Raw genomic sequence first — 12,775 nt, 5'->3', positions numbered from 1 at the left:
ACTCAAAGCAGTGCTTGGCACTGAAAAAAAGATCTTACTTGCAACTAGACTACATTAAATTACATCGTAATACTCGAATTGGTTATCTGTTTGTTCTTCCATCACTGCTAGTCGTTATCTTCGTTCTTGTATACCCTGTAATACAAGCTTTCCTCTATAGCCTTAAGCCAGAATATAGTGAAAATAGTGAATGGTCTTTTGAGAATTATGCCAATTTAATCAGCGATGATCGATTTGTTGAGTCGTTCAATAATACATTGATTTTCACTTTTTTCACCATACCAGCAGAATTAATTTTTGGGTTAGTCATTGCAGTTTTATTAAATAAAGAATTCAAATTTAGAGGTATTGTTAGAGTTGCCATCTTATTTCCGTGGGCATTACCAACTGCGTTAAATGCGATAATGTGGAGATGGATGTTTAACACTGAGTTTGGAATAATTAACTACGGATTAATAAGTATTGGATTAATTGAAAATCAGCTAAACTGGCTTGGCAAAGAACCACTGGCTATGATCGCAATGATGTCTGTTTCTACATGGAAGACCAGCTCATTCATGGCACTTTTACTCCTAGCTGGATTACAAACAATCCCCAAAGATTTATATGAAAGTGCAAAAACTGATGGAGCCAGTGATCTTAAATCCTTTTTTTACATTACACTACCCTTGTTAACTCCAGCAATTATTGTTTCTCTATTACTGAGAACTATGGATGCACTTAGAGTTTTTGAACTCCCATTTAATTTTACTGATGGTGGACCACTAAATACGACAGAAACTATTTCATTATATTCATATCGTGTCCTTTTTGAATTTGTTGAATTTAATTATGGATCTAGTATGGTAATTGTTCAATTTATTCTGATTATGATCATGAGTTTGATATATATTAAATCAATAAAAAATATTGATTATTAAGTTTTAATCTAATTCAACTAATAATTTTGATGAAATCAAAATTAAGAATAAAATTTTTGATATATTTCATATCAATTGTAGTTGTATTGATTTCTTTTTTTCCTATCATTTGGTTATTTTTTACGTCTCTGATGCCGGCTAAAGATATTTATGCTTGGCCACCGAAATTATTCCCTTCCCCTGGTACAATTAATAATTATATAAAGATTTTTAATAGTTCCCCTGAACTACTAAGATATATCCTAAATAGTACCATTATTGCTGTATTTACTACAGTCACAATTATTTTATTTGGTGGCCTAGCTGCTTACGCACTTGTAAGAATAAAATTTAGAGGTAGTTTTTCGATTATGCTCGGTATGCTAGGTGTTTCAATGTTTCCGAACATTGCAATACTACCAGCAATTTTTATAGTCTTTAAAAATTTGAATCTTATTAATTCCTATCCATCTTTAATTATAGCTCATACTGGTTTATTTATCACTATGGCCATATGGATTTTAGCAAATTATATTCGTACCATACCTTTTGAAATTGAAGATGCTGCCAAGATTGATGGATGTGGTCCATTTGATATATTTTGGAGAATAATACTCCCTTTATCTAAACCAGGTATTTTTGCTACTAGTCTGATTGTATTTATTTTTTCTTGGAATGAGTTTCCACTTTCATTAGTTCTTCTCCATGACAACGATATGCGAACAGCACCTGTCGGCATATCTCTTTATCCTGGCGAGTACTCATTCCCTTGGGAGACCATTAGTACGGCAACGTTTCTATCTATTATTCCTGTTTTGATCATTACAGGAATTTTTCAAAAGCAAATTATTGGTGGACTTACTTCAGGATCTAACAAATAAAAACATAGTTATATGAAACAAATTAATTCGATTATTATTGAAAAATTAATTCAATTTTCTTCTCAATTAGTTAATCAAGAAAAAGCTAAAATAATTGTACCATCAAATGATCAAAAAAAAGGCTATTGGTTTGGTGGTGGAAATATGATTTCAGATGAGCTTGGCCATTTGTGGTTGATAGGCAGGTACAGAGATCATGGAGATTCTCGAACAGGAGTGGGTGCTGGGCCTCGAGGTCTTGAACTCTCACTGTTTAAGTCCGAAGATAACGCAAGTACCTTTCGGAAAGTAATGAGTTGGTCTAAATCTGCTCTTGAAAATGATCACCTTAGAGTACTTTCGATTGAAGGATCAGCGCTTAATAGGCTTGCTAACGGCACTTGGGAAATATTCTTTTCTGTTGAGAAGTCACGTGAATATCCCGAAAGCCTAAATGATTATCAGAAGCCGGGTACTGGGGTCTGGTCTGTTGGTAGAATCACGTCTAATTCACTTTCTGATTTTCATGAATCATTGATCGATGAAATCTTCATATGTAATGAAAAGTTTGAACACTTGCATGTCAAAGACCCTGTAGTTTGGGGTTCAAAATCTGATCATATTCTCTTTTGTACTCATCCGTTCACTTGGGCTTCTGGTAGTACTGGTTATGCGAGAAGGAACACCTCCAATGGTTTTGACATTGCTGATTGGTGTATTATTGAGAAGGGTCATTCCTGGGATATTGCCACTACTCGTATCACCTCCAGACTTCCTTTACCTCAAATAGGTCCTTTCACAGATTTAGCACCGTGTTCCATTTACTTTTTTGATGGTGCTGAATGCATGAATGAACTACCCCAAAATACTTCTGGACATCAAAGGCCCCGGGGTTATTCCTGTGAAGAACTCGGTGGTATTTATTTTGGTTTTGATCAAGATTTCCCGGCTTTACAGAAGATTTCTATTCTCCATCCCCACTTTATCTCGCCGTGGGGTACTGGCTGTAGCCGTTATGTAGATGCACTTGTAACTAATGAGGGTATTCACGTCTCTTGGCAACAATCTCAGAAAGATCAATCCCAACCATTAGTTCATAACTTCCTTTCTAATAAAGAGATTTCTAACTTGCTCTCATGATCGCTGCTTTGTCTTATCTGACAGTTTTGGCTCTTCCTTGCTTTTTCGTTAAGTCAAGTGATGTTTGAATCTAAGAACATATTAATTACAGGTGCTGGGCGTGGAATTGGACGCGCTCTGGCAATTGCATTCGCCAAAGAAGGTGCATTTGTTGGGTGCCTCGCGCGTACCCATGAGGAGGTCTTCTCAACTGTCAAAGATATAGAAATTTCTGGTGGCAGTGCAGAAGCATTGATTGCAGATGTAAGTGATTTTGATTCAGTTTCTAAATCCATTTCTTCTTTCGGTTCTTCTCATCAATGCATAGACATTCTATTCCTAAACGCTGGGATTTCAGTAGATCGTGAGAGACTTGAAAATAGTAATCCAGCTAACTGGAAAAAAGTTATTGATGTTAATTTAATCGGAGCCTATTACTGTTCTTTTGCAGCTTTGCCTTACCTCAAAAAAGCTAATCATGCTAAAATTATCACGATTGGTTCGGGACTTGGCCACTCTGGTGAGGTAGGCAATTCAGCATATTGTGTTTCGAAAGCTGGTCTCTGGATGTTAACAAAGGTGCTTGGTGAAGAATTAAAACCTCATCAAATCTCAGTCAATGAGTTGATCCCAGGCCCTGTCAAAACATATCAAAGTAGTCAGAGATCTAATGACCCCAATGACTCACTTTTTGATCCAAACAAGGAGTGGATCAAAGAACCTGATGATGTTATCCCCCTAGCTTTTTTTCTAGCCTCCCAACCTCCGCAAGGCCCTTCATCCCAAACCTTTAGTTTGACTCGCCGAAAAATCTAAGTTCTTTTTTATAATCACTCCCATATCAATTCCGCCGCTCCTCTTATCAGTCATAGTTCACGTCAATGTAACTCTGAGTTGTCTGAATGGCCGCATTCCCTGAAAAGTTGAGCTAGATTGAATTTGAGTGTGCGTAATGCCAGTGATAGCAGTTGCACATTAAAAACTTAGCAGATAGATGTTCACAAAATTATTTTCCTGCATACTTAGAAATAGCTTCGTTTGACTGTTTTTACGCACATCTGTTTTACAATATAAATTGCTGAATTTATTATTTTAAAATCTGAAAATTTGTTATGACCATACAACGTTCATATCACCCCCTGTTTCCTCTCAAGTATGGCTGTAATCCACATCAGCAACCAGCAGCCCTGCTATCAACGGGGCAATCTCCGTTACCGTTTGAGGTGCTCAATGGCCGACCAGGCTACATCAACCTCCTGGATGCCCTGAACGCCTGGCAGTTGGTTTGGGAGTTGGATCAGTCCCTGAACCTGCCCACTGCAGCTTCCTTCAAGCACGTTAGCCCAGCAGGAGCCGCTGTCGGCACTCCACTTAGTGAAGTTCTTGAAGAAGTCTATGACTGCCAGGATAAGGACCTGAGTGAGTTGGCTGTGGCCTATCTACGGGCACGGGGTGCCGATCCCTTATCGTCCTTTGGTGACTTCATCGCACTGAGTCGCAAGGTCGACCTTTCGACGGCAAAGATCATTCGTACCCAGGTTTCTGATGGCCTGATTGCGCCAGCGTTTGAACCAGAGGCTCTAGAAATCCTGAAAGCTAAAAAAGGGGGCAGTTATGTGGTCTTACAGGCTGATCCTGAATATACAGCCCCGGATGAGGAATTTCGTGAAATCTATGGAGTGGTCTTTCAACAACAGCGAAATAATCTGCTGCTGAACGCTGAGAACTTACTGGGGGAGCTTGTTACTGAGAACAAGAACCTACCCACCAACGCTCAACGTGATCTGGTACTCGCTGCGATCACGCTGAAGTACACACAGTCCAATTCGGTCGGTTATGCACTGGATGGACAGATGATTGGTATTGCAGCAGGCCAGCAGAGCCGTATTGACTGTACGAAGCTCGCTGGAAGCAAGGCTGATCTATGGTTCCTACGACAACACCCCAAGGTACGATCCCTACCCTTTGCGGATGGAGTGAAAGCAGTGGACCGTACAAATGCGCAGGTAGGGTATATTGAAGGGGAAATGACTCCACTAGAAAAACAAGCGTGGCTCCAGCTCTTCAATCAACCCCCTCTCTTGCTGGATTCTGAGCAAAAACAGGAATGGCTTACTCAACTCCAGGGGGTGGCTCTAGCTTCTGATGCTTTCTTCCCTTTCCGAGACAACCTAGATCAGGCCTCTCGGCATGGTGTGAAATATGTGGTACAGCCTGGAGGAAGCAACCGGGATGAGCAGGTCATTACAGCCGCCAATGAGTATGGAATGACCATGGCCTTCTCCAAGATTCGGCTCTTCCATCATTGAGTTGTAGCGTATTCAGCAAATATCTAGAAAGCTCTGGAGGCGAGAGTTGGGCTGCAAACGGTCGATTGCTCGGGTAGCTGCCACATAGATCATATTGACCTCTTCAGTGGCGAGTTCTTCTCGTGGCAAGGGACGTCCTTCACGTACCAGAACTGGGAAATCATCTGCCAGAAACACTTGGGCAAACTCTAATCCTTTAGCCTTGTGCACTGTAGAGAAAAGAACTTCGGCCTCCTCCTGAGCCACTGACTGTTCCAACATTTCCTTGACCAACTCTGGAATCATTCCCTGATGTTTTTCTACCAACCGGCAGCGTCCAAGCCACTCAAAGTCCTCCACTTGAGTGGCATAATCCCTTAGAGCTTCATAGGAACTAAAAGTCTTCAGATAAGAGTCTCGTACTTCTTTCTTGCGTCCTTCAAACAACTTCCAGGTTTCCGTGATCACAGGCAGCTGATAGCCCTGTACTCCCCCGACAAAGCCAAACTTACGTAGTCCCAGATATTGAGTGGCCTGGTCGAAAAGAGCTGCATTCGTGCGTGCCAGGTAGGCAAAAGGGCTGCCTTGCACTCTACCAAGTTGATCAGTTTTCTCTGCACCTCGGATGGCATTAGATTCTGCTTTGAACTGACGCAGTACACTTGTTGCTGCTTGGGCGATGATAGGGCCGAAGCGAAAGGACTGGGTCAGGTATCGCGTGGCGTTCACTGGTACTTTAGAGAGCACATCGATAGCTCCCCGAAACTGATAGATGGCCTGATGCGGATCTCCCACCATGATCTTGGCACAAGCCTGTTGCAGCAGTAGTTGAGCTGTTACAGGGTTCGTGTCCTGCGCTTCATCCAGTAGAATGATGTGATAGGGCAGCTCGGGTTTTGAAAGCTGAAAAAGCTTGAGGTAGCCATCATGCAGCATCGGTACTTCGTGCTGTGGATCACTCATGTGCACCCATAACTCACGTGCTTGTTGCACGAAATCTGGCAAATGCTTAGGACCAAAGTGAGTCCGAGCGATGGTTGGCACATGGGCGCTATGGAGTCGAGGGTCGGCAGACACAAGAAAATTCTGCAAAGTATCAATCACAAAGCGGGCAACCTCGTGCTGGTCCAGATTCAACCAGTCCATCACTTGATTGGCGCGTATCTGATTAACGAGCTTGTGCCGAAATCGAAGCCCTTCACTACGCCAGGCCAACGAGTGGATCGTGCGACAATGTACGTTTGTAGGAAAACACTGCTCAGCCTCCTGCTGGACAGACTTGTTGAAGGCCACGTAAAGTAGCCTGAGGCTCGGGCGGGCTCGGGCAAATTGTTCAAGGACAGTGGTTTTGCCGGTTCCCGCAAAGGCCACCACTTTAAGGATTTCTCCGTGGCGTAATGGAAAATCGACAATGTCCCGCTGTTCGGCGGTGAGTTCCATGCAGATTGAGCTTAGGAAGGCGTGACTGACAGAGGAAACTTTGAAAAGCTTTATAGGCTAGCAGAAGAGAGCGGAGGTGCGAGTGAAAAAAGACAGGAGTGGATTAGATAGAATTCACTCTTCGACTGGCAGGATGATCAATTCTACTCGATTGTTGAGAACACGCTGAATTTCAGAGTCGTTGCGGAAACGCGGACGATTGGCCCCATAGGCCTTAGCCGTCACTTTATCAGCTTCCAGGCCCGTTTCGATCAAGAATCTTGCAACTCGAGCCGCGCGAGCACCAGACAACTCCCAGCCTGAAGACCATTTCGTCAGTGGGGTGTTGTCGGTGTGGCCTTCAATCTGGATTGGATTGGGCAGTAGAAAGAGCAATTGGGCAAAGCGTTGAAGTTCTTTACGAGCATCTGCTGTCAATTCGCTGGATTCTGGTTCGAAAAAGGCCTGGGCACTGAAGGAAACAACTACTCCACGAGCTTCTGTAGTTACATTAGTACTGTCACCCAACTCAGTATTTTCAACATTCTTGGAGATTTGTTCCACCACGGAGTCATTACCCTCCTCCATGAATGGAGTGCCCGCTGGCAAGGGCTTAAAGCTCTCGGCAACACTCTTAAACTTCTCAATCTCGTATTTGCACATTGAGAAGAGCAGAATGAAGAAGCACAACAGTAGTGTGACCAGATCACCATACGTAAAGATCCAACCATCCTTGAACTCTACACAGACTGGACAATCTTCTTCGTCAATTGGAATACCCATGCAGTTCGTATCAGTTAGTTTGGGGAATCAGCGCTGCATATCTTCAGGCATCAGCAAGATCTCAACACGGCGATTAAGCGAGCGCTTGTAGGCTGTATCAGCGAAAAAGCGTGGTCGGGAATCTCCGAAGCCAGCCACTTGAATCCGCTTGGTTGGAATTTCCTTCGATTCCAAATAGGTCGCAATTGCGCTGGCTCGGGCTATCGACATTTCCCAATTGGAGGGAAAACGGTCATTGACATCCGTTGAATCCGTGTGCCCTGAAATCAATATATCATTGGTCAGTGGACCAATCGTCGGCAGCATTTTGTCGATCGTTTCCTTAACTGCTTTGCTCAGTTCAACTGATCCCTGAGCAAAAGCCACATTACGGCTGAAGGAGACTTCGACACCTTCTTTCCCTGCACTGACATTCACACTATCTGGCATATCCATCTTTTCTAACTCCTGAGCTGCATGCTCCATACTGGCAGAGCGACCACTGAAAAGAAATGGGCTGCCTGGAGGCAGTGAGCGGAAACTGTCAGAGATTTGCTTGAGCTTATGATCATCGATCTTACAGAGTGAAAAGAGCAGGATGAAGAAGCACAGCAGCAGTGTAACCAGATCTCCATACGTAAAAATCCAGCCGTCCTTGAATTCCTCACATATCGGGCAATCGTCGGAATCGATGATTTGTCCCATGCATTCTCCAACTTGGGGTAGTCAGCGAGATCAGCCTTCGCCACCACCACCTTGGTTTTCAAACTTCAGCGCTTCGTACATTGCCTTCTTGTCGGGTGGGAGGTAGTTCATCAAGTCAGACTCGATGAAATCCGGTCGCTCACCACGCTCAATGTACAGCACACCATCCTTGATCATTTCCATCAATGTCTTGTACTCGGCGTTGTAGATGTCGAGTTTACCCTTACACGGATTGAAAATAACATTGGCGAAGAGAGACCCGTAGAACGTTGTGATCAAGGCAACCGCCATCGCAGGACCAATCGCAGAAGGATCGTCCAGGTTCTGGAGTAGAAGGACCAAGCCAACGAGTGTTCCCAACATCCCCCAGGCAGGGCAGAGAGAACCCATTGTTCCAAGTACTTCTGCCTCACTGTCCTTGCCAGCCATTGTGAATTTCATTTCATGACTCATCATGTCAACGATTGCCTGTCGATCAACTCGGTCTACCACCAATCGTAACCCACTACGGAGAAATAGGTTTTCAATACTGGGCAGTGCGTCTTCAATAGCAAGGATGTTCTTTCTGGCAATTTTGGCAACATCTACAATTAAGGTCAGGGTTTCCACCAACTGCACGTTATTGGGCTTCCAAGTTTTTCCAATGCTCTTACCGAAGGTTTTCGCTTCATCCATCGGATGGAGAATAAAGGTAGAGGCGATAGTTCCTCCAAAAACGATCATCAAAGAGGGGACATCAACGAAGTAGCCCAGCTTACCAATATCTAGGCTAAAGTTGACAAAGTCGAAGGTCATTGCGACCACCAGTAACACCCAAGCAAGGATGTTACCGATTAGGGTTCCCTGTTCCATGAAGCAATACTCCTACGAGTCTAGGGAGGTTGGGTGTGCGGCAGCCCTGAGGGCTTCCAACTCAGTCTCAAAGTTTCCCGAAAGGATCGGAAAGCGACACCATGTTTTTGGATCCAGATTTTCTTCGTCCAAATGAAAGGACGGTGCCAGACGCTCTCGTTTCCATTGGTTGCGACACCAGAGACGAAAAAAGCGTTCTGTGTAATGTGCTAGCTGAACTGGTGAAAGCTCTGAAAAACGCTCCTGCAGGTCATGCCAAATTTCTAGTGGCCAGCGATGTTCTCGAATTGCCACACGCTCAATTGTGTCCAACACATGATAGGGCATCAGATCATCTTCGTCAGACTGTGCGGCGGCAAGCGGTCGTAATTCCGCCGTCGGTTCCTGTGCGTTCACGCAATGCAAAAAAGGCAGCGGACCGATCGTTGGCAATCCTTCTTTTTCTAACCAACGCAACCATTCGCGCAGGTAGGCTTTGTCTATTCCCCCAAGCGGGCTCAATCCTCCTGCCGTATCCCCATCCATGGTTGCGTAACCCACAGCAGCCTCACTCCGATTACTAGTGGATAACAGCAGTGCACCGTGAAGATTCGTCAGAAACCAAGCTCCTGGAGCCCGGACCCGAGCCTGAATGTTCTGCAAGGCCAAATCGTCTTGTTGCCAATCCAGTGGTCGTTCTAGTTGCTGCTCCATCCAGCCATGGTGTTGATCCAGCAAGGGCTGAATATCGTATTCGAAGTGTCGGGCACCGACCGATTCACAAACTGTGCGTGCAGCAAACCTTGTAGTTGCTGAAGAATTCTCACTTGACTGGTAGATGGTTAGCAATAAGCGTGACATCAACTCCGTGAGTGAAATATCGGTTGGCAGGTCCATTGACCAGAGCCTTGTTAGGCATTCGACCAACTTGGTACGGCCCATTTCCTCATCAGCAAGACGCAACATTAGGTAAACCAGCGCCACCAGACTAGAAGAATCCGCACCACCACTAGCTGAAACTACAAAACCACGACTGCGACTTTTGCACAGATAGTCCCACAGTCCGAGGCTCACTGCGTGAGTAAATTCCTCATGCTTGCTCGGAGGTGGAGCCAATGATCTCGCTGTGGATTTCAGAGAAATGGGTAAAGATTTCCAGGAAAACGGGCAGAAAATGCAGTGAGGTGAAGGTTCTGATGTAGCCCGAACGGGTAGCTTGCTACGATCCAGACGTGTCAGGCGCAGATCCACAATTGCTGTCGTCATCTGAAATTCTGTAAAGGAAAAGTAACGACCGGATGCTACCATTCCCTGCCGACCGTGAGCAATCAAAGTGCTGCCTTCGTAGATGATTCTTCCAGCCTCATTTCCCAGCAGATTGGCATAGAGGTAAGTCGTAGCCGTTGAACGGGCAGACTCGGTGACCAGTTGTTGCCGCAACTGGATCTTACCAAAACTGAATGGACTGGCGCTTGGATTGAGGATCAGATCCACATCCTGAGAAGCCAAGCGTTGCGCCGGACGGGAGGTGCCCCAAGCGTCTTCACAGATTTCCATCCCAACTCGTACACCCCCCAGATCAAAGCAGATATCTCCAAACAGAACTTGCAGGCCATCCCGCTTCAGCAGGTCCTGCTTGCCTGGCATCCAAGGCTGAAACCAGCGTGGTTCATAAAACAGATCGTGCTGAGGCAACGTCTGCTTGCAGACTAGCCCCACCAACTGCTGGTGCGCCAGTAGTGCTGCCGCATTGTAAGTCTGCTTGCGAATACGCAACGGCACCCCAAGTACAACGACCATCTCGTTGGTGAGCGGTAGCAGCGACAACAGTTGACCCCAAGCATAATCATGCAGTTGTTCCGCATGAAAAACATCTTCGCAGCCATATCCGGTCAAACAAAGCTCTGGCAGCAGTAGCAGTTGCACTTCTTGCTGACGTGCCTGTTCAATTGCCTGACGAATGCGGCGAAGATTACCGGGCCAGTCCAGTGGGGTTTGATTTAGTGTTGCAGCAGCAACTCGGAGTTTCATGACTGCTTCCAAGCGAGAAGATAGTAGGTAAACAAAATCAGTAGATCAGATCTCGATTGGGTCAGCAAGTATCACCTTTTCATAGGCACTAGATCGAGCAAGTTGGGATTTGAAGAAATCAGGAAGAAGCCAGGGAGTTTGGCCATGTCTCACTACACCAGCGAAGTTCTACAGCAGCCTCATCCAATAAGGCTGCTAGAGGAACAGAGGGCTTGTGTAGGCAGACTCGGATGTACTCAATCTTTGGGAATTCTCCGCGGAGACGTTCAACAATCGCATCGGCTAGTGACTCCAGCAACTTGAATCTACGCTGTTCACAAAGCTCACGGATTTGTTCACAAAGCTCTGCATAAGATACTGTGTGCGACAATTCATCAGTCCAAGGCTCTGATGGCGGATGGAATGCACACTCCAAGTCCAGTACAAAGCGCTGTCCCAAAGTGGCTTCTTCTGGTAGTACCCCATGATGGGCATGGAAGCGTAGTTGTTGAAGACGAATCCAGAAGCACTTGGAAGCGGTCAGAGATGGCATAGTTAGAGGGACGATTCTGGTTGCAGATTTGGGCAGGGACGGTTACCTTTCACCGGTTTACAAACTCCAATAATCTTCAGAAAGAAACAGGATGGCGTTACTGGAAGGTCGAAGGATTGCCCTGGTTCACGATTGGTTGACCGGTATGCGTGGCGGAGAAAAGTGCCTAGAGGTGTTCTGTGAACTTTTTCCCCAGGCTGACCTCTACACGCTTGTGCATCAGACAGACAGCGTCTCACCTGCAATTGCAGAGATGCCGATCTACACATCTTTTCTGCAGCACATTCCTGGGGGCATCAAGCACTATCGCTACTTTTTGCCGCTCTTTCCAACAGCGATTGAAGCTTTTGACCTCAGTGACTATGACGTCATCATCAGTTCAAGTCATTGTGCTGCCAAGGGTGTTCGCGTGGGACCCAACACCTATCACTTGTCCTACGTACACGCACCCATGCGCTACATCTGGGACTCTTTCGATCTCTACTTCCGGCGAATGCAGACCTCTCGCCTACAGCGCCTCGGTGGAGAAGCAATGCGGCCTTATCTGCGAGAATGGGACAAGTCCAGCGCCAAGCGAGTACACACTTTCCTCTGCAACAGTCGTAACATTCGTCAAAAAATTCTGGAATATTATGACCGTGAGTCTCAAGTCGTCTATCCACCTGTTGATCTAGAAGCCTTTGTACCACAAGGGCCGGTGAGCAAGCAGGACTATTACCTGATGGTTGGGGCCTTCGCACCAAATAAGCGGGTTGACTTGGCAATCGAAGCCTTCAACCGTCTGGGGCTACCCTTGAAAATTGTTGGTACGGGTCAGGATCAGGAATATTGCCAATCCATTGCGGAACCGAATATCGAATTCCTGGGAGACCGGGCCTCTCACGAACTTCCAGTGCTTTATCAGCAGGCTCGGGCCTTTGTTTTTCCAGGGATTGATGACTTTGGCATCACACCTTTGGAAGCCCAGGCAGCGGGTACTCCAGTGCTAGCTTTTGCAGGTGGCGGTGTACTGGAAACCGTTAACGAACAGACTGGTATTTTTTTCAAGGAAGCCCGTGTTGATGCCCTCTGTGCTGCAATCGAGCAAATGGAGCAGATGTGGGAGGACTTCGATCCAGTTCAGCTGCGCAAGCAGACCCAACGCTTTGGTCGTGACCGCTTCGCCCGCCAGATTGCCAATGCTGTGCAATATGGCTATCGTCAGTGGCGCGTTGACCCTGGCCCTGAATCATCAGGTCCCGTAGACATTCCTGAAGACGAAGAGCTTCCATCAACAACAGCTGTGCAGGAAGCTTCTTCCTGATTTCTCGCCGTTGTTTCTGAGCACAG

The 12,775-nt window shown here is 45.8% G+C and carries 12 protein-coding genes; 6 read left to right on the top strand and 6 right to left on the bottom strand.

The genetic code is table 11. The features are described 5' to 3' along the window. Positions 1-14: 14 nt before the first annotated feature. The 5 genes from P8O70_09820 (at position 15) to P8O70_09800 (ending at position 5,187) form a co-directional block, all read left to right on the top strand. Positions 15-920, top strand: a complete 906-nt coding sequence (locus P8O70_09820) for a sugar ABC transporter permease (protein MDG2197169.1) — start codon at positions 15-17, stop codon at positions 918-920. 131 nt (positions 921-1,051) lie between these two features. Further along, positions 1,052-1,780: a carbohydrate ABC transporter permease gene (locus tag P8O70_09815; GenBank protein ID MDG2197168.1), complete on the top strand. Its 729-nt coding sequence runs from the start codon at positions 1,052-1,054 to the stop codon at positions 1,778-1,780. 12 nt (positions 1,781-1,792) lie between these two features. Beyond that, the gene (locus tag P8O70_09810; protein MDG2197167.1) at positions 1,793-2,899 is read left to right on the top strand and encodes an exo-alpha-sialidase; all 1,107 of its coding nucleotides are present in this window, start codon (positions 1,793-1,795) and stop codon (positions 2,897-2,899) included. A 60-nt stretch (positions 2,900-2,959) separates the two neighbouring features. Beyond that, positions 2,960-3,694: an SDR family NAD(P)-dependent oxidoreductase gene (locus P8O70_09805; GenBank protein MDG2197166.1), complete on the top strand. Its 735-nt coding sequence runs from the start codon at positions 2,960-2,962 to the stop codon at positions 3,692-3,694. Between the two features lie 296 nt (positions 3,695-3,990). Further along, the gene (locus P8O70_09800) at positions 3,991-5,187 is read left to right on the top strand and encodes a phosphoribosylaminoimidazolecarboxamide formyltransferase (GenBank protein ID MDG2197165.1); all 1,197 of its coding nucleotides are present in this window, start codon (positions 3,991-3,993) and stop codon (positions 5,185-5,187) included. 12 nt (positions 5,188-5,199) lie between these two features. Here P8O70_09800 and P8O70_09795 read toward each other — a convergent pair whose 3' ends face one another. The 6 genes from P8O70_09795 to folB form a co-directional block, all read right to left on the bottom strand. Beyond that, positions 5,200-6,606 (bottom strand): UvrD-helicase domain-containing protein, encoded by a 1,407-nt coding sequence (locus P8O70_09795; GenBank protein ID MDG2197164.1) that lies wholly within the window; start codon positions 6,604-6,606, stop codon positions 5,200-5,202. 114 nt (positions 6,607-6,720) lie between these two features. Further along, the gene (locus P8O70_09790; protein ID MDG2197163.1) at positions 6,721-7,368 is read right to left on the bottom strand and encodes a flagellar motor protein MotB; all 648 of its coding nucleotides are present in this window, start codon (positions 7,366-7,368) and stop codon (positions 6,721-6,723) included. 27 nt (positions 7,369-7,395) lie between these two features. Beyond that, the gene (locus tag P8O70_09785; protein ID MDG2197162.1) at positions 7,396-8,052 is read right to left on the bottom strand and encodes an OmpA family protein; all 657 of its coding nucleotides are present in this window, start codon (positions 8,050-8,052) and stop codon (positions 7,396-7,398) included. Positions 8,053-8,082: 30 nt separating this feature from the next. Continuing rightward, positions 8,083-8,904: a MotA/TolQ/ExbB proton channel family protein gene (locus P8O70_09780; GenBank protein ID MDG2197161.1), complete on the bottom strand. Its 822-nt coding sequence runs from the start codon at positions 8,902-8,904 to the stop codon at positions 8,083-8,085. A 12-nt stretch (positions 8,905-8,916) separates the two neighbouring features. Then, positions 8,917-10,914, bottom strand: coding sequence for an NAD(+) synthase (gene nadE / locus P8O70_09775; protein ID MDG2197160.1), 1,998 nt, complete (start codon positions 10,912-10,914; stop codon positions 8,917-8,919). A 118-nt stretch (positions 10,915-11,032) separates the two neighbouring features. Then, positions 11,033-11,446 carry a dihydroneopterin aldolase gene (folB, locus tag P8O70_09770; GenBank protein MDG2197159.1) on the bottom strand — a complete coding sequence of 138 codons (414 nt, stop codon included), beginning with the start codon at positions 11,444-11,446 and terminating at the stop codon, positions 11,033-11,035. 91 nt (positions 11,447-11,537) lie between these two features. On the opposite strand from folB, the gene P8O70_09765 reads away from it, so the two are divergent. After that, entirely contained in the window at positions 11,538-12,749 is a 1,212-nt protein-coding gene (locus P8O70_09765) for a glycosyltransferase (GenBank protein MDG2197158.1), read from the top strand. Positions 12,750-12,775: the final 26 nt, after the last annotated feature.

The organism is SAR324 cluster bacterium (assembly GCA_029245725.1).
Lineage (GTDB): Bacteria > SAR324 > SAR324 > SAR324 > NAC60-12 > JCVI-SCAAA005.
This window is presented reverse-complemented; position numbering and strand designations above follow the sequence as displayed.